This window comes from Pseudanabaena sp. CCNP1317 (assembly GCF_034931345.1).
GTDB lineage: Bacteria > Cyanobacteriota > Cyanobacteriia > Pseudanabaenales > Pseudanabaenaceae > Pseudanabaena > Pseudanabaena galeata.
Window position 1 is genome coordinate 11397 of sequence record NZ_JAYGIF010000067.1, and the last position, 16410, is coordinate 27806.

Annotated in this window: 19 protein-coding genes and 1 pseudogene; 14 read left to right on the forward strand and 6 right to left on the reverse strand. The window is 41.7% G+C overall.

Features of this window, described 5'->3' with window-relative positions; all coding sequences use genetic code 11:
• Positions 1-357 precede the first annotated feature (357 nt).
• The 3 genes from VB775_RS14640 to VB775_RS14650 all read left to right on the forward strand — a co-directional run bounded on the left by VB775_RS14640 (position 358) and on the right by VB775_RS14650 (position 2772).
• On the forward strand, positions 358-1245 hold the full coding sequence (locus VB775_RS14640; RefSeq protein WP_342593583.1) for an SDR family NAD(P)-dependent oxidoreductase: 888 nt from the start codon (positions 358-360) through the stop codon (positions 1243-1245).
• 506 nt (positions 1246-1751) lie between these two features.
• Positions 1752-2147: an ArsR/SmtB family transcription factor gene (locus tag VB775_RS14645; RefSeq protein WP_281009930.1), complete on the forward strand. Its 396-nt coding sequence runs from the start codon at positions 1752-1754 to the stop codon at positions 2145-2147.
• Positions 2148-2190: 43 nt separating this feature from the next.
• Entirely contained in the window at positions 2191-2772 is a 582-nt protein-coding gene (locus VB775_RS14650; RefSeq protein WP_281009947.1) for an NUDIX domain-containing protein, read from the forward strand.
• Here the strand turns inward: VB775_RS14650 and VB775_RS14655 are convergent.
• A complete protein-coding gene (locus VB775_RS14655) occupies positions 2684-3655 on the reverse strand; it encodes a LysR family transcriptional regulator (protein ID WP_281009929.1) in 972 nt (323 codons plus the stop codon). The genes VB775_RS14650 and VB775_RS14655 overlap by 89 nt on opposite strands.
• A gap of 160 nt (positions 3656-3815) precedes the next feature.
• Between VB775_RS14655 and VB775_RS14660 the strand changes: the two genes are divergently transcribed.
• From VB775_RS14660 to VB775_RS14695, 8 genes are all read left to right on the forward strand, one after another.
• On the forward strand, positions 3816-4184 hold the full coding sequence (locus VB775_RS14660; RefSeq protein ID WP_281009928.1) for a sulfite exporter TauE/SafE family protein: 369 nt from the start codon (positions 3816-3818) through the stop codon (positions 4182-4184).
• Positions 4185-4552: 368 nt separating this feature from the next.
• Complete coding sequence (psbA, locus tag VB775_RS14665) at positions 4553-5635, forward strand: photosystem II q(b) protein (RefSeq protein WP_281009927.1); 1083 nt, start codon at positions 4553-4555, stop codon at positions 5633-5635.
• Positions 5636-5762: 127 nt separating this feature from the next.
• Positions 5763-6863 carry an NAD(P)H-dependent flavin oxidoreductase gene (locus VB775_RS14670; protein WP_281009926.1) on the forward strand — a complete coding sequence of 367 codons (1101 nt, stop codon included), beginning with the start codon at positions 5763-5765 and terminating at the stop codon, positions 6861-6863.
• A 125-nt stretch (positions 6864-6988) separates the two neighbouring features.
• The gene (locus VB775_RS14675; protein ID WP_281009925.1) at positions 6989-7741 is read left to right on the forward strand and encodes a heme oxygenase (biliverdin-producing); all 753 of its coding nucleotides are present in this window, start codon (positions 6989-6991) and stop codon (positions 7739-7741) included.
• 77 nt (positions 7742-7818) lie between these two features.
• The gene (locus tag VB775_RS14680) at positions 7819-8982 is read left to right on the forward strand and encodes an NAD(P)/FAD-dependent oxidoreductase (protein ID WP_281009924.1); all 1164 of its coding nucleotides are present in this window, start codon (positions 7819-7821) and stop codon (positions 8980-8982) included.
• A 2-nt stretch (positions 8983-8984) separates the two neighbouring features.
• A complete protein-coding gene (locus VB775_RS14685) occupies positions 8985-9497 on the forward strand; it encodes a methyltransferase family protein (RefSeq protein WP_281009923.1) in 513 nt (170 codons plus the stop codon).
• 12 nt (positions 9498-9509) lie between these two features.
• On the forward strand, positions 9510-10094 hold the full coding sequence (locus VB775_RS14690) for a class I SAM-dependent methyltransferase (RefSeq protein ID WP_281009922.1): 585 nt from the start codon (positions 9510-9512) through the stop codon (positions 10092-10094).
• A gap of 78 nt (positions 10095-10172) precedes the next feature.
• Complete coding sequence (locus tag VB775_RS14695) at positions 10173-10826, forward strand: DUF2202 domain-containing protein (RefSeq protein WP_281009921.1); 654 nt, start codon at positions 10173-10175, stop codon at positions 10824-10826.
• A gap of 21 nt (positions 10827-10847) precedes the next feature.
• Here VB775_RS14695 and VB775_RS14700 read toward each other — a convergent pair whose 3' ends face one another.
• The 4 genes from VB775_RS14700 to VB775_RS14715 form a co-directional block, all read right to left on the reverse strand.
• The gene (locus tag VB775_RS14700) at positions 10848-11885 is read right to left on the reverse strand and encodes a proton extrusion protein PcxA (RefSeq protein ID WP_281009920.1); all 1038 of its coding nucleotides are present in this window, start codon (positions 11883-11885) and stop codon (positions 10848-10850) included.
• 12 nt (positions 11886-11897) lie between these two features.
• Complete coding sequence (locus VB775_RS14705) at positions 11898-12149, reverse strand: hypothetical protein (protein WP_281009919.1); 252 nt, start codon at positions 12147-12149, stop codon at positions 11898-11900.
• A gap of 216 nt (positions 12150-12365) precedes the next feature.
• On the reverse strand, positions 12366-12890 hold the full coding sequence (locus tag VB775_RS14710) for a GNAT family N-acetyltransferase (RefSeq protein ID WP_281009918.1): 525 nt from the start codon (positions 12888-12890) through the stop codon (positions 12366-12368).
• A 106-nt stretch (positions 12891-12996) separates the two neighbouring features.
• Positions 12997-13881, reverse strand: a complete 885-nt coding sequence (locus VB775_RS14715) for a damage-control phosphatase ARMT1 family protein (RefSeq protein ID WP_281009917.1) — start codon at positions 13879-13881, stop codon at positions 12997-12999.
• A gap of 127 nt (positions 13882-14008) precedes the next feature.
• Here VB775_RS14715 and modD point away from each other — a divergent pair, with 127 nt between their 5' ends.
• On the forward strand, positions 14009-14875 hold the full coding sequence (gene modD / locus VB775_RS14720; protein ID WP_281009916.1) for a ModD protein: 867 nt from the start codon (positions 14009-14011) through the stop codon (positions 14873-14875).
• A gap of 104 nt (positions 14876-14979) precedes the next feature.
• On the opposite strand, the gene VB775_RS14725 is transcribed toward modD, so the two are convergent.
• Positions 14980-15384: a CsbD family protein gene (locus VB775_RS14725; protein ID WP_281009915.1), complete on the reverse strand. Its 405-nt coding sequence runs from the start codon at positions 15382-15384 to the stop codon at positions 14980-14982.
• Positions 15385-15726: 342 nt separating this feature from the next.
• Here VB775_RS14725 and VB775_RS14730 point away from each other — a divergent pair, with 342 nt between their 5' ends.
• Complete coding sequence (locus VB775_RS14730) at positions 15727-16125, forward strand: DUF4253 domain-containing protein (RefSeq protein WP_281009914.1); 399 nt, start codon at positions 15727-15729, stop codon at positions 16123-16125.
• 12 nt (positions 16126-16137) lie between these two features.
• Positions 16138-16298 (forward strand): annotated as a pseudogene (locus VB775_RS14735) (histidine phosphatase family protein); the annotation flags it as partial.
• Positions 16299-16410: the final 112 nt, after the last annotated feature.

A 16410-nucleotide genomic window follows, 5' to 3' on the forward strand; every position in this document is an offset into this window, starting at 1 on the left:
TTTGTTAATCATTACTTTTGTCGGACAATTATTTGTTAACTTTCCTGACTAGAATGTTTTATGTAACTCAAATTTTATAAGCATAATCTTCTCAACTAATCTCTGGAAATATTTCATAGGGAAGATTCAACATATTTTGTAGCTATTGTTGAAGACGAGAGAGGGAAAATCAAACAATACGAAAGACTGGTCATGCCGATCGCTAGTTCATCGGTAAGCGATAATTGGAAAGTGTTTCGCAAAATGGAGATGGTTTATCATGGCAGCAAATTTAAAAGGGAAAGTTGCCTTAGTAACAGGGGCTTCACCTAAAGCAATGGCAAAGGGATTGCCATTGCTTTAGGTGAAGCAGGTGCGTTGGTTTATATCACGGGGCGCAGTGTGCATCAGACAAATTCTACAGAAACTATCTCGGGAAGCTTACTAGAAACTAAAGTCGCAGTAGAAAAGGCGGGTGGAATTTGTATTGCAGTTCCCGTTGATCACAGTGACGATCAACAGGTTAAATCTCAATTTGAGCAAATTGATCGGGAACAAAATGGACAATTGGATCTATTAGTGAATAATGCTTTTGGAGGTGTGCGATCGCTGATTGCTGCCAAGGGTAAACCATTTTGGGAAGCAGATCTGAGTACTTGGGATGCTTGCAATCAAGTCGGTTTGCGAAGTCATTATGTATCAAGTCATTTTGCTGCGAAGATGATGACCCAGCGCAAACAAGGTTTGATTGTGACGATTTCTTCTTGGGGTGGTTTAGCTCCTATTTTTGGAGTAGCCTATGGAACTGGTAAATCTGCTTGCGATCGCCTTGCGGCTGAAATGGCTATCGAACTAAAGCCTTTTAATGTTGCTTCGATTTCACTTTGGCCGGGGATTGTTGGTACTGAGCAGTTTCATCAGTTGGCTGAAGGCAATCTTGAGGATAATGATAGTAATCTTGGTGTGGCAGCGATCGCGGATAAGTTTAATTGGGAAACTCCTTTATTTGTTGGTAGGGTAATTGCTGCTCTATGTAACGATCTAGACCTGATGCGGCGAACTGGCAAAGTTCAGATTGCGGCGGAACTCGCTGCGAACTATGGAATAGTTGATGAATATCAGCATTGCCCTGTTTCTTTACGCTCTCTCAGATTTTTATTGGCGCAAGGTTTACCAATGCTTAAAAGCGGAGCTAAGTTCATTCCCGATCTAAGTGTACCTTGGTGGTTGATCCTGTTAAGTGTGCTTCAATCTCCGAAAATTTGAAGAAGTCTAAACAATGCGGCTAGCATTCAACCTCATGATTACAAATTGAGAATTGATTTCGGATCGGCATTAAAACAATTTAAACTCTTAGGGTAAATTCCCCGACGCTCTGCGGCGAAAGATAGAAATTGCAATGCTAAACAATGTGTGCAAGCAAAACATTTTCTATATCCCGTCCGCTTGCGGCGGGGCAGTTAATTTTTTCGCCACAAAGAAATTTGATTTTTTAAAGCCTCACAGCAAAAGCATTGCAAAATACAATTTTGCAAGTGGCGAAAAATTCGTGACACTAACAGAGGACCAATACGTATTAGGCTTTTCAGGACGAAAATTACACGGATAGTTATAATCTTCTAAAATATTTAGTCTAAAAGTTCTAGAGGATTATCTCTAACAGAATTTACAATGGATTCTCATGAATTCAGTTTTAGGTATATCATTATATGGTAATGTGATATAGTTAAGCTATCATAAAATAAAAATAGTAAAAATTTTCTTCTACCGTCATGACCTTCAACCCTTCTGCTCTGACTCAAGTCGCTGATTACTTTAAGGTATTATCCGAACTCAGTCGGTTACAAGTGTTATGTTCTTTGAAGTCAGGATCAAAGAATGTTACTGAAATCATGGAAGAGACAGGGTTAGGTCAAGCAAATGTCTCAAAACACCTAAAGATTTTGGCTCAATCAGGGATTGTCTCTAGAACTCCTCAAGGAGTCAGCGTATATTATGAAATTGTCGAACCATTTATTTTTGATCTATGTGAACTGGTGAGCGATCGCCTTTCTATTCGCTTACAAGAGCAGTCACAACAGCTAAAACAACTAGAAGGATTGCGGCGCAATGAACCGATTAAAGCTAGTCAAAAAAACACTAAAGTCAAAGTCAAAAGTTATGCTTGAAAACCGGAAGAAGGTCAGACCATTGGATTAAAGTATGGATAAAATGCAACCCCATACTCCACAAAATTGGCAGGTTCAAGATCGCTTCCTAGAAATGCATTCGCGTTGGGTGTCCCTAATTGGTGAACATCTGCAAGACGATCACGGCGAAGTTTTGGAATATTGGCGGATTGAAAAGGCAGATTCGGTAATTGTTATCCCCATTCAAGGCGATCGCATCTTACTGCCCCAGCCAAGTTATCGTGCTGGTATTGGGCAGATCACTTTAGACTTCTCTGGTGGACGAGTAACCGCAGGACAAAATCCGCAACTTGCCGCGATCGCTACATTAAAGCGCGAGTTAGGAATTGAAGCATCGGCGATCGTACAATTAATTCCTTTAAACACTGAAGGTTGGGCAATAAATAGTTCTTTTTCCAATCAAAAGCTTTATGGATTTGTTGCTCATCTAGAACCCAAGGCAGAGTTAAGCCCTGAAATAGTTGCAGTTACTTATCCCTTGACTTCAAATGGAGTCAAGAAATTACTTGAAGAAATCACTTGTCTACAATGTCGTGCTGTGTTGCTGGAATGGAGATTGCTAAATCAACATTGGAAGACATCAACAAATGCTCAAAACTCTTAGCAATTCTCGTTTGGAATCGTTCCCGATGCTTGATTAATTTAAACGATCGTAATATTGTTGGTAGATCCGTCAAGCCTCTTAAATCAGCGATCGCAATAGTTCGTAAGACACCGAATTGTACCTCTTTCCTCACCATCCATTCTGAAAGTACAGTTGCCCCAATTCCATCTTCAACTATAGCCTTAATCATTTCTCCACTGCTCATCTCTAGGATAACATTTAGTTCCAAGGGATCAATGCCCCAATCTCTCAATGATTGCTCAAAGATATTACGAGTGCCAGCTCCTGATTCACGCATAATCCAATCTGTTTTCTGAAGTTCCGATGGTGAAATCGCATTACGTTCAAACCAAGGATGAGTTTGCCCAACTACTACTTGCAAGCGATCGCCACCAATTACTTGCTGCTCTAAGCAATCTGATGCTGTTTGCGATACAATTCCTTCAACTAAACCTAAATCAAATTTGCCAACTACCGTTCCTGTAATGATTTCTTGGGTATTGCCCACTATACAGTTGACTTGAATCCCAGGATACTGATTCTTAAACTGACTAATAAAGCGAGGTATCCAGTAGTAACCAATGGTTTGGCTAGCTCCTAGTTTTAGTTCTCCTTGTTTAAGTTCACTTAATTCCTGCAATCCCCGTTTTGCTAAAGCTACTCGCTCCAAAATCTTTTCCGCCTCGCCTTGTAACAGCTCACCAGCTTGTGTTATTTCAATTCGGCGACCAATGCGATGGAACAATGGCATCCCAATTTCTGCCTCCAAACTTTGAATCGAAGCACTGACAGATGGCTGAGTTAAATAAAGCACTTCAGCCGCACGAGTAAAGTGTAAATGCTGGGTGACGGCTAGAAAAATACGAAGTTGTTCAAAGGTCATTTGTAGTTCGGCACATGTTTGAGCGATCAACGAATACTTTATTAGAATAATAGATTGAGTCTATTATTCTAATAGAAAAGAACGTTTGCTTCTATCATTCTAATCACACTAGAGTTAGTATTAACGAAATTACTTACGTTAGATTGAGTATCTATAAAATATGACTGGAACAAACATGCTTCTCTATATACTGTTGGGTTTGTTAGCAGGGATATTGAGTGGATTAGTGGGGGTTGGCGGTGGCGTTTTTATCGCCCCTGCTCTGGTTATATGGTTTGGGATGTCTCAGCACCAAGCACAAGGGACAACATTAGCCTTGTTAGTTCCACCAATTGGCATACTAGCAGCTTGGACTTACTATCAACAGGGCTATGTAGATGTAAAAGTGGCAGCTTTTATCTGTATAGGCTTTGTAATTGGTGGATTTTTAGGAGCTAACCTAGCTGTAGGAATACCCAATGCAATTTTAGAGAAGATTTTTGGTGGAGTAATTATGGCGATCGCACTAAAAATGATTTTCATAAACTGATTAAGGCATAATCACACCTCACATCATATTGGCTCATTTTCTTCTACTATGCTGTTCTATCTCATGAGAATAGCACATTTGTTTGAGCTATCAGACTTGGCGGGAAGTTTCCAACATTATACCTATGTATTATCTCAATCCTTATATCCATATACAGGCTAAATGACTTTACCAGTAAGACTCATAGCAAATCTCTCCAATCACAAAATATTCTTCTCTTCCATGACCTGCCTTTATCTTTTCTTAGCATTCTGACAACTGATTTATGTTGACAACTTCTTTCTATGATGTATAGTTGTATAACTGATTGGTTATATATTGATATTGAAAACAACCAATCTACTTAACAAACCTCACATACAATAGATATGACAACAGCAGTACAAAGACGCAACAATGCGTCGGTGTGGGATCAATTTTGTGATTGGGTCACTAGCACCGAAAACCGCCTCTACATCGGCTGGTTCGGGATTATCATGATTCCCACATTGCTTACCGCCACCACTTGTTTCATCATCGCCTTCATCGGTGCGCCCCCCGTCGATATTGATGGTATTCGTGAGCCTATCTCTGGCTCTCTTCTCGCTGGCAACAACTTGATTACCGCCGCCGTTGTTCCCTCCTCGAACGCGATCGGCTTGCACTTTTACCCCATTTGGGAAGCTGACAGTCTTGATGAATGGTTATACAACGGTGGTCCTTACCAACTGATTGTCTTCCATTTCTTGCTTGGTATTTTCTCCTATATGGGACGTGAATGGGAATTGTCCTACCGCCTCGGTATGCGTCCTTGGATCGCCGTAGCCTATTCTGCGCCTGTAGCAGCAGCAACCGCAGTACTCTTCATATATTCTGTGGGACAAGGATCATTCTCAGACGGTCTACCCTTGGGAATCTCTGGTACTTTCAACTTCATGCTTGTGCTTCAAGCAGAACATAATGTCCTAATGCATCCCTTCCATATGTTAGGTGTCGCAGGTGTATTCGGTGGTGCATTGTTTGCTGCTATGCATGGTTCCCTTGTAACCTCTAGCTTGATTCGGGAAACCACTGAAAATGAATCCCAGAACGCTGGCTACAAGTTCGGACAGGAAGAAGAAACCTACAACATCGTGGCTGCTCATGGCTACTTTGGACGCTTGATCTTCCAATACGCATCCTTCAACAACAGCCGTAGCTTGCACTTCTTCTTAGCAATGTGGCCAGTAGTTGGCATCTGGTTTGCCGCTTTGGGTGTAAGTTCCTTCGCTTTCAACTTGAATGGCTTTAACTTCAACCACTCCATTTCTAGCAGCCAAGGAAATTTAGTACCTACTTGGGCAGATGTCATCAATCGCGCTAACTTGGGTATCGAAGTGATGCACGAGCGCAATGTTCATAACTTCCCGCTTGATTTGGCAGCACTTGATATAACTCCGATCGGCATGAAATCTCCAGCTATTAACGGTTAATCCTTAAAGCTCAAATCTTTGATTAGCTAAAAAAGCCCTCCACAAGGAGGGCTTTTTTAGCTAATTTATAACTATATAGTTATCATTTGTTGTATACTAGAGACAAAACCCTACTCTGGCTTTGAAGATGCTAACATTACCATCTCTGCAAATCGGTCAACATACTGCTCACTATCCCATTATTCAGGGAGGAATGGGTATTCGTATTTCGGGAGCGAATCTGGCGGCGGCGGTTGCTAATGCGGGTGGTATTGGCGTGATCTCTGCTGTTGCTTTAGGACTAAATTCACCCTATTTTGATATCACTCAGACTAATGTTGGTAAACGAAGAGAGCAGTTTTTTGAGGCAAATCGACTGGCGCTAATCGATGAAATTCAAAAAGCGCGTAAACTCAGCCCCGAAGGTATTTTGGCTGTCAATGTTATGGTTGCAGCTCAAGATTATGAAACCTTAGTGCGTACATCGGCTGAGCAGGGGATAAATTTAATTATTTCTGGTGCAGGATTGCCCATGCAATTACCAGAATTTACTGCCGACTATCCAGAAGTCGCACTAGTGCCAATCGTTTCTAGCACCCGTGCCGCACGAATTATGTGCCGTAAATGGGAACGGAATTACGGAAAGTTGCCTGATGCTTTTATCGTAGAAAATCCCAATTCCGCAGGTGGGCATCTAGGCGCGAAATTAGAGGAATTAGGCGATCGCACTTTGGAGGCTGAACAAGTCATCCCCGAACTATTGACCTATCTGCAACAGGAACTGGGAAAATCAATTCCCGTAATTGCCGCAGGTGGTGTATGGAATCGGGGCGACATCGATCGCATGTTGGCATTAGGTGCTAGTGGTGTCCAGATTGGCACGCGCTTCATTACCACCGATGAATGTGATGCAGATATTCGCTATAAGGAGTTTCACCTTCACGCTCAACCCGAAGATGTGGTGATTATCTCTAGCCCTGTGGGAATGCCGGGACGTGCATTGCGAAATACTTTTGTGGAAAAGGCGATCGCAGGTTCTCCCGATCTCGATAAACGTTGCTTAGCAAGTTGTCTGCATAGCTGTAAATGCCGCGATGAGCAGAAATATTACTGCATTATTCAGGTGTTAGACAAAGCAGCACGAGGCGATATTGAGAATGGGCTGATTTTTTCAGGTAGCAATGCTGGTAGAGCAGATCGGATTATTCCCGTTGCCGAACTGATGACTGAGTTAGTTGCTGCCAGATAATTTTTACGGCAAGTGGTTTCTTGGGAATTGCTGTAGATCTTTGTTAAATAAAAAAGAATATTTAACAGCTTTACAGTTTAATTACCATATAGTTATAAATATAGTTGCAAAACCTTTTTAATTATATGAATCAAACTTTATCTAGTCGTTTGCGTGATGGAACTAAACATGCCCATACCATCGCCGAAAATACTGCATTTATGAAGTGCTTTTTAAAGGGAATTGTTGAACGCGAACCTTTCCGTAAATTGATTGCAAATCTGTATTTGGTCTATAGCACTTTGGAAGAAGAACTTCAGCGTTACGTCGATCATCCAATCGTCGGCTCGATGTATTTCCCTGAATTGGATCGTACCGCCAATCTCAAAAAAGATCTAGAGTTTTACTATGGCGACAATTGGCAAGCTCAGATTGTACCACTAGAATCTGGGCGAGTTTATTGCAATCGTATTCGCGAAGTTGCCAATTCTGATCCTGCACTTTTAATGTCCCATGCCTATACTCGATATATGGGCGATCTCTCTGGTGGACAGAGTTTGAAAAATATTGTTCGCTCCGCCTTGAATTTGCCACCTGATCAGGGAACTGGATTGCATGACTTTGAACAAATTCCCACTGTGGAAGCCAGACGCGCTTTCAAGGAGAAATATCGTCTTGCCTTAGATGCATTACCTGCTGATGACGAAACAATGCAGCGCATTGTGGATGAAGCCAATGTTGCTTTTAGAATGAATTGGAATGTCATGCATGAACTGGAAGATGATGTAAAAGCCGCGATCGGCGAGCATGTTTTTGATTTAGTCACAAGGCAAGATAAACCAGGTAGTACTGAACGCGCTCCAGGTAATACTTCAGTAGAGTTGGTAGCCGCCGAATAAGCATTGCTATAGCAGTGTTCCACAGACAAGGGGCTTAAGCCCCTTGTTCCATAGGGTAAAAATACGGGATTATAAACATGAAAAAGATTCTAATTTTAGGCGGTGGGATGGGAGGTGTTGAGGCTGCGATCGCTTTGACCCAAAAGCTTAAAGGCGACTATCAAATCAATCTCATCTCCAACCGCGATTTTTTGTATATTTATCCTGCTTCGATCTGGCTCACTGTCGGTAAACGTACCCTCGAAGATTTATCGGTTCCACTTCCCCAACTTGCGGAACTTCATGGCTTTAATTTTCTGCATGAGGATGTGCAGGAAATAAGCACAAAAGAGCATAAAGTGATTACCACAACCCAAGAACATACCTATGACTATCTGATTGCGGCTCTAGGCAGTTCTAAACTCAAGCCCAAAGGCGTGGAACATACGCTCTCCATTTGTGGCACTCCTGCGGATGGGATGCAGATTCAAGAACGCTTTTTGAGTTTGGTAGAGCAGGGGCATGGCGCGATCGCCTGTGGGTTCAGTGGCAATCCTCAAGATGCAACCGCCGTCAGAGGTGGTCCTGTATTTGAGGTGTTATTTAACTTCGATACCTATTTGCGAGAAAAAGGAATACGCGATCGCTTTGAACTCACCTTCTTTAGCCCCTCCGATGCCCCAGGCAACCGACTAGGTGAAGGCGGATTGGCGCAATTACAAAAGCTTTTTCAAGAGCGCGATATCCAAACTGTCACGGGTAAAAAAATCAAGGAATTTACCGATAGTGGCGTGATATTTGCCGATGACAGTCATCTAAAAACTGATTTTACGGTCTTTACCCCTGGTTTAGCAGGAAATCCCATATTTAAACAATCGGATCTGCCCCTCACCGATGCTGGGTTTATTCCAGTCGGTGAAACATCGCAAATAACTGGATTGGAACATTGCTATGCGATCGGTGATAGTTCCTTTTTTGAAGGACCGACTTGGCGAGCGCGTCAGGGACATCTGGCTGAGGTAATGGCAAGAACTACCGCCGCGAATATCGCCCAACAAGAACGCGGAGAAACAGCCTCGGCATCATTTCGAGATGAATTAAACCTCCTGTGCATTATGGATTTGGGGCATGATGGTGTATTTGTCTATCGTGACGAAAATCGCGAAATCGCTCCTAGAGGGGCTTGGGCGCATTGGGCAAAGCTAGCATGGGAACAGTATTATAAATTGAATAAACTTGGAAAAATGCCACGTCTGATATAAATATGAATCAATTTAAAGAATGGGGATTTTCAACCCAATGGTGGCGCGGTGAGAAAGGCGAGTATTGGGTGCTTGGTCAAACAGTTCTCTCCGTTGGCTTTGCGCTACTGCCTGTCTATCCAGCGATCGCTCTAGATCATTTTTCACCGATCTGGAAATATGCCGATTGGGGATTGACGGGAATTTTTGGGCTAATAGCCTTGCTGCTGTTATTTTCGGGCAGCCTTGAGTTAGGAGCGAATCTTACGCCCTTGCCACATCCCAAACATGATGGTGAATTGGTGACTGGTGGGGTGTATGCGTTAGTCAGACATCCCATTTATAGCGGTGTGATTTTCCTTGCGATCGCCTATAGTTGTTGGAAATTGAGTCTTGCCCATGCGATCGGCGCAATGATCCTGTTACTATTTTTTGACATCAAAGCGAGAAAAGAAGAATCGTGGCTGAGTACTAAATTCTCTGACTATGATCAATATCGATCGCAAGTTAAAAAATTGATTCCTTGGATTTATTAAGGGCAAATAATTATGTGGGATGAACGTTTTAGCAGCTTGGAATATATCTATGGCACTGAGCCAAATGACTTTTTGGTTTCGGTAGCATCCCAAATTCCCCAAGGCAAAGTTCTCTGTTTAGCAGACGGAGAAGGAAGAAATGGGACTTATTTAGCATCTTTAGGCTATGAAGTAGTATCAGTAGATCAATCCACAGTAGGGCTTGCCAAAGCTCAAAAACTAGCGCAAGAAAAACAGGTGGCGATCACCACTATCCATGCCGATCTCGCTGATTTTGCGATCACCCCGCAAGCTTGGGATGGGATTATTTCCATCTTTTGCCATTTGCCCTCAGAGTTACGAACTAAAGTGTATCGCCAAGCCGTGCAAGGATTGAAGTCCAACGGTGTTTTTGTACTTGAATCCTTTACCCCTGAACAACTGCAATACGATACGGGTAGTCCTAAAAATTTAGATATGCTTCCTTCTCTCAGCACATTGCAACAGGAACTCGCCGATCTGCAATGGGAAATTGCGAGGGGCGTAGAACGAGATTTAAATGAAGGACGCTTTCACGATGGTAAAGCCGCAGTCATTCAAATTCTTGGTAGAAAATAAAGAATTGTAATAGAACTAAACTTTTATTCATTCTGTCTAAAGAAGATATAGATCAGATTCATAAAGAGGAAAACTGCAATGAACTCTAAGAAAAAAATTGTTTTGGGAATTGCGATCGCCACTTGCATAGGCTTGGTTCCTGCCACATTGATTTATGCTCAGAGACAGAGCTATTCCGATACTGTAGCCCAAGTACCAACTGCTTCTCAAGCGCTAACTAGTGCCGATATCGAAGGTTTGAAGTTCATGCGTGAAGAAGAAAAAATGGCGCGTGATGTATATCAAGTTTTGGGCAATCGCTGGAACCTTCGCAGTTTCAGTAATATTAATCAAGCAGAACAGCGCCACATGGATCAGGTGAAGACGCTGATGCAGTCCTATGGTATTGCCGATCCTGTGGTTAGCGATCGCGTAGGGGAATTTGCTAATCCTGAACTAGCAGCGATGTATACGCAACTGGTACAGCGCGGACAGACTTCATTGCCCGAAGCCTTAAAAGTGGGCGCATTGATCGAAGAAACTGATATTAAAGATTTGCGCGATCGCCTGAATGCAACTGTTAATCCTCAGATCAAAGCGACGTATGGATATTTGCTGCAAGGTTCCTACAATCATTTGCAAGCTTTTGTCAGACAGATTGAGAGACAAGGTGGATCTTATACTCCTCAAGTTCTCTCGCAGCAGGAGCTTACAGAGATTTTGGCTCAGGGACATCGCTCTGGTTGGCGTTAGGCACAAATTTCATCGCTATATTTACTCGTTCATATTTCTGTAAGTGGCAACCGCAGATGGCGATACACGGCTGAGGTAGCAGAAAATCCAATATTTGAAGATCGAATCTAAAACCACAGGGAAAGTCGCAATGAATAGGTAGATAAAATCCCTGTTTTCAGGTATGCCCAGATGCCTTAGAATCCCTTCCATGACTACTTCCCATCCGTGCGAAGAGTGGAATCCCACAAACACATCGGTAAATAAAATAATCAAGAATGCTTTCGCACTTTCGTTCAAACCGTAAATTTTTTCATCTAAAAAATCTTTGAGGATTTCTACACTCCTTTTGCCAGCGATCAGAATCCATGCAAATACAATCGCGGAAAGCAGATCGGCAAAGATATTTTGCAAGGCATTAGAGCCTTCATGTTCGCTCTTTCTAGCAACTTCAATACTTTTTTGATGTACCATCTTTTCCACATCTTCTGTAGAAAGATTAGGGGTTTTACCGATATTTATCTCAAACTTAATCTTTTTCTCAAAAGCCTCAACCTCTTCAATCGCTTCTCTTTCTAACTGTGAATTGAGTGAAATCTCTAACAGATTGGCGGCTTGGAAGTGTGAAAAAATTGGCGAAAAAATAAAATTCTTGGCAACCTGCTGTGTTACGAGAGGAATGATAATTAAAATCGCCAGAAACTTTAAAGCTCTTTTGGTGCGATATCGTGAAAGTTGAAATTCTTTGATCACATCGGCTTCTGTATTCGATCTGCGTTCACGATTGTATTTTGTAAAACTAGGAAAAATGGATCGTAGCAAGGGAACTGGTTTATTCGTTAAGATCTCTGGTTCTGGTATTGTACTAGCTGCAAGTTTTTCATCTCGATCTAGATCTAGGGATTTGCTGACAACTACGGATTCTTCAAGATGATGGGAATCTAAAATAGAATCTAAGAGTGATATTTCTGAGTCTTTGTAGCGAGCTAAAACTTGATCTACTACCGCCAATTTATTGAGAATTTGTTTTGCTTTTTGACTGGCTTGGTCTTCAGGATTGGGCGCGATCACACTAGCCATCCGAAACTCAGCTCAACTCCATTGCATTTTGCGTAACAACTGATGCAGCTTTGTTTGAAAATAGGCTGTCGTTGTTGTATTCCCCTCTAGCTGATGGGTCGCATTAGCATCAATCTTTTTGCCATCAAAATATTCTATTTCCAGATCTTGAATTGCGATCGCTGCTTTAAAAGCTCGATCTAGTGATCGCAGATGCGTATCACGAAACCATCGATAAATATTACGGGTAAACCCTTCAACAGGTGCTGGGGTAATTAATTTCATAGGACAGCGATCGTAAAAAATTAATATCTGGTATTAATAACTAACCTAGAGACTCACTAACAGCTAAGGAGATCTACAGGCGAACATACCCTAGTTAAAGTAATCTTAGGTTAAGTATATTATTATATAGCAATATAATTGAAAATACATTACTATAATCCTAACCAAGTTGGGAGTTCACTAGCATCTGCACACTGATCGGAGCGTTAGCAATTTTCACCAATGCTCTGGAGAATTGAGTGATCGAGCGCATAAGATCTGACCATTTACCGACTCAAAGGCACGATCCTTCAGCGTGATCGCCATCCATGCCTCGCGATACGGTAGTTCATAGGGCGGAGAAAAATGGTGATTGTGGGAAAACCCATATCGACTGTAATACTTCGGATCGCCTAGAACAAACACTAGATCGGTGCTTCTATCTTTCAGCATTTGTAGTCCGCGCTCGATAAGCGCCCGCCCGACACCCTTTCGCTGAAAAGCGCTTGCCACCGCCAGTGGTGCGAGAATGTAGGCGACTATTTCCTCACTGCCCTTCACCTTTACGGTGCTAAATATAATGCTCCCAACAATATCTGTCTCGTTTTCGGCAATCAAGGCAAGCAAAGGTTTTGCGGTTTCATCTGCCAGCAAATCAATCGCCAACCTTGATATCGCAGATCCATCCTCTTTGCCAAAAGCGTCAAGATGTAGATTCCTAATCAGTTCGGAATCGACTGCCGTAGCCTCTCGAATTTTCATGGAGTTTCCCAAAATGCTAACGAAACGGGGCTAACATTTGTCATTGTCTTTGTTTATAGGGTACTAAATTTTAGTTTTATTTTCGATACTTAACTTTACTTTGCTTTCAACATTTCTGCCCTAAACCAAGTTGGGAATGTATAAGCATCTGCATACCAATTGGTTGATTAACAAGATTAGCAATTACCCCACATTTGACCTTAAATAAGCAAAAAATATTGCTGGGATTATTATTGAGAGTTTCAAAATTTCCTTGCCCCTTAGCAATAATTAAGTCTGCCTCGGTAAAGCGGCGGCAAAATTCTTCACTGCAATCATTTAAGAGCGTACCAGGAGCATCGGAACCATTGTTAATCACCTCCACAATTTGATCGATACCCACTGTATGCGCGTCAATAAAAGTTGCGTCATTGAGAACAGGCGCACCGCGCACCACCAGCGTCACTCGTTCTGGCGGAATTTGATTGATTATTTGTTCCACTAGAAGTCGGTCAAAAGCTATTTCTCCTGCATTATCCGCTAGATATAAAACTGATTTTGCTTGAGCGATCGCCTGTTGAAACCGATCTTCTTCTCCAAAAAATGGTTCCGTTAGAGCTTTACTTAAAGACTCTTGTACATCTGCTTCTGTGAGATTGCCATTACTGCCCATATCAATCACATTGCCTGCGATCGCCAGACGGGCTGCCATCAATAACGGATTTTTAGCTGCCTTGACTTCAGCCCTGAATTTAGGAATCAATTCCATCGCCATCCGATTTTGCCAGTTTTTAGCCTCATGATAGGGATCAGTCACTCCTGTTAGTTCGCGTAACCGCCGATGGATCAGTTGGGCAATTTCAGGAGGCGATTGGTTTAAGTCCATTTCCCCTGTCCAATGCAGAACATCACGGATAATTTGCTCATGGACAGAAGGATCGGGCGAAACTAACCTAGCTGCATCTAATGATTGACGTAAAAGACAAGGAATACAATCTAAGGAGGTCTTCATGGAGTTTTTAGTAATTGTGATACTATTCTTATTTAATTATATTGCTATTAAGTTAGAATGAATGACACTGCAATTATTCCAATTTATAGAAACCTAATAATTCGACAGAAGCGCATACTAAACTACGATGAAGAATATATTTTCAGATGCAGCAATCACCCAACTGATTGAGGAAGATGTTCCCTATTTTGATTTGACAACGTTTGGATTGGGTATAGGGAAGCAGCAGGGTGCAATCGAATTTTATTCCCGTCATCCCATGGTTGTTTGTGCCACAGAAGAATCTGCTAGAGTCTTTGAGCTTTGTGGAGCTAAGGTTCAGAATTACGTTGAAAGTGGGCTTAAAGTAGCAAACGAAGAACTGATTCTCAAAGCAACAGGTTCTGCTGAAGCATTGCATATCGCATGGAGAATAGCGCTCAACTTGATGGAATATGCTTCTGGGATGGCTTCGCGGACTAAAAGCTTGGTGACTGCGGCGCATGAGATCGATCCATCAGTAGCGATCGTCTGCACTCGCAAAGCTTTTCCGAGTACTCGTAAATTATCTATGAAGGCAATTTTGGCAGGTGGTGCTGTCCCGCATCGACTAGGGCTATCGGAAACGATCCTGATTTTTAAGGAACATCTGACCTATCTTGGTGGAATGTCAGAACTGCTAAAACATTTACCCGAACTCAAACATCGATTTCAAGAATCTAAGATTGGTATGGAAGTTGAAACTGAAATGGAGGCATGGGCGATCGCGGAAGCTGGAGTGGATATCATTCAGTTTGATAAAGTTGCTTGTGCAGATCTCAAGACTTTGGTGACAGATTTAAAGCATAAGTATCCCAACATCAAACTTGCTGCGGCTGGTGGGATCAATCCAGACAACATTCGTGACTATGCCAGTACAGGAATTGATCTACTGGTCACCAGCTATCCCTATTTTGGCAGACCTGCTGATATTGGTGTAAAAATGTTCAACTTGGAATTATCTAGCGTCAGTTAATGTTTTGAAAGAGGTACGGATGGATATACAGTAAAAGCACCATTTATCCGTACCTTAGAGTTCTAAACCAACATTTTACTGTTGATTTAGAACTCTTGACTATTTTAGTTCCAATTTTCACGAATTTGAGATTCTACATTTTCCGTTGCCTCACGAGCGCAATCTTCGGTTTCACAGTTCTGAGAATTGGGTTTGTAGTTAGGATTCTCAATACTATTATTGAGTCCTTCTAGGGTTTTAGCTTTAAATTGCATGGCTTTGCCAGCAGCTTGTTTTTTTGAATCGCCAGTTATATTGCCGATCTTTTCTTTAATCTTGCCCTTGACCTCGTTAATTTTATCTTCTTGCTTCATGGTTGCAATTGGAATCTGAGGTTGGCTAATGGAATCTGTGGATGAAATTCCTGCCCAACTAGATGCCGTACCAAAACCCAAGGAGATAAAAGTTACGAGTATTACTGACAAGCTAATATTGAGAAAAAAGCGACGTAACTGTTGAAGTGAAACCATCTTGCTTGTCTCCTAAAAAATAAATTTAAAGGTCATATTTGAGCTAATTCGATAAATTACAACGCTCTACACTCAGGTAAAACAAATATTTTTATTGAATTTGAGAATCTATTGAGTAGAGTCTTAAACAAAATCTGACCTCTGAAATTGATAGTGGCAGGCGATGGTTTGATTTACTGGTTGAATAGGTTGAGTATAATATAAAGCTTAATCAAGTCGCATATAGCTATGTAGTTGAATTAGTAAGTCTCAAGCCAAAAAATCTTTTGACTATCGAACCTTTTAAAAATTGTTATATGATTCCTGAATCCATTACATTTCACGTTTGAATCAGCAAAAATTATGGACAAGTATCAAAACCTTCTAGATAAGGGAACAAATGGTTGTAACTATGATCTTGATACTGCGGATATCATCCAAAAGCTTCGGGTTTGGGATGCCCAATATGGTATAGAACTGTCTGAAGTGGAGTCCGATCGCTTAATAGTGACCTTTAGCAATTTACCTGATGATCTAACTGATCTTGCCGTAGATATTTACGAATTTTGTCCTGATACAATTGAGCAAGGGTTTGGCTGTACCGATGACATGATCAATATGCTCCAAGAATCACAGCAAGAGATTCCAGCAGAATTGCAGGAAATGATTGTAGGAATTGACTTTGACGATGAAAACTATGGTTTAGAAATTTTGAAGCGATCGCTGATCTCGACCAAAGAATTATTTTTATGGTGGGATTAAAAGAGAATAATCATGGCTCAACTCATATTGATTCGTCACGGACAAAGCCTTTGGAATGCTCTCAATAAATTCATGTTCCCCTTAGCGAACGTGGTCGTGCAGAAGCGACGATCGCCTCTTGTCGGCTTAGCAATTATCGGGTGAATGTTTGTTTCACTAGCTTAGTGGTGCAGAAAAGTCTGAGAAAGGTTGCTAGGCATAGAGTCTCAAAATGAGACAAGAGGGATAAAAGGGACAAGAGATGAGATACTCAAGTTCCTCAACAAAAGATCTTATCCATGCCCC

Excerpts from the sequence above, each read along its gene's own strand:
- VB775_RS14695 (WP_281009921.1), top strand. The coding sequence starts at position 10,173 with ATGAACTCTAAGAAAAAAATTGTTTTGGGAATTGCGATCGCCACTTGC.
- VB775_RS14680 (WP_281009924.1), top strand. The coding sequence starts at position 7,819 with ATGAAAAAGATTCTAATTTTAGGCGGTGGGATGGGAGGTGTTGAGGCT.
- psbA (WP_281009927.1), top strand. The coding sequence starts at position 4,553 with ATGACAACAGCAGTACAAAGACGCAACAATGCGTCGGTGTGGGATCAA.
- VB775_RS14690 (WP_281009922.1), top strand. The coding sequence starts at position 9,510 with ATGTGGGATGAACGTTTTAGCAGCTTGGAATATATCTATGGCACTGAG.
- VB775_RS14715 (WP_281009917.1), bottom strand. The coding sequence starts at position 13,881 with ATGAAGACCTCCTTAGATTGTATTCCTTGTCTTTTACGTCAATCATTA.
- VB775_RS14725 (WP_281009915.1), bottom strand. The coding sequence starts at position 15,384 with ATGGTTTCACTTCAACAGTTACGTCGCTTTTTTCTCAATATTAGCTTG.
- VB775_RS14730 (WP_281009914.1), top strand. The coding sequence starts at position 15,727 with ATGGACAAGTATCAAAACCTTCTAGATAAGGGAACAAATGGTTGTAAC.
- VB775_RS14655 (WP_281009929.1), bottom strand. The coding sequence starts at position 3,655 with ATGACCTTTGAACAACTTCGTATTTTTCTAGCCGTCACCCAGCATTTA.
- VB775_RS14675 (WP_281009925.1), top strand. The coding sequence starts at position 6,989 with ATGAATCAAACTTTATCTAGTCGTTTGCGTGATGGAACTAAACATGCC.
- VB775_RS14650 (WP_281009947.1), top strand. The coding sequence starts at position 2,191 with ATGCAACCCCATACTCCACAAAATTGGCAGGTTCAAGATCGCTTCCTA.
- VB775_RS14660 (WP_281009928.1), top strand. The coding sequence starts at position 3,816 with ATGACTGGAACAAACATGCTTCTCTATATACTGTTGGGTTTGTTAGCA.
- VB775_RS14700 (WP_281009920.1), bottom strand. The coding sequence starts at position 11,885 with ATGGCTAGTGTGATCGCGCCCAATCCTGAAGACCAAGCCAGTCAAAAA.
- modD (WP_281009916.1), top strand. The coding sequence starts at position 14,009 with ATGAAGAATATATTTTCAGATGCAGCAATCACCCAACTGATTGAGGAA.
- VB775_RS14670 (WP_281009926.1), top strand. The coding sequence starts at position 5,763 with ATGCTAACATTACCATCTCTGCAAATCGGTCAACATACTGCTCACTAT.
- VB775_RS14710 (WP_281009918.1), bottom strand. The coding sequence starts at position 12,890 with ATGAAAATTCGAGAGGCTACGGCAGTCGATTCCGAACTGATTAGGAAT.
- VB775_RS14645 (WP_281009930.1), top strand. The coding sequence starts at position 1,752 with ATGACCTTCAACCCTTCTGCTCTGACTCAAGTCGCTGATTACTTTAAG.
- VB775_RS14705 (WP_281009919.1), bottom strand. The coding sequence starts at position 12,149 with ATGAAATTAATTACCCCAGCACCTGTTGAAGGGTTTACCCGTAATATT.
- VB775_RS14685 (WP_281009923.1), top strand. The coding sequence starts at position 8,985 with ATGAATCAATTTAAAGAATGGGGATTTTCAACCCAATGGTGGCGCGGT.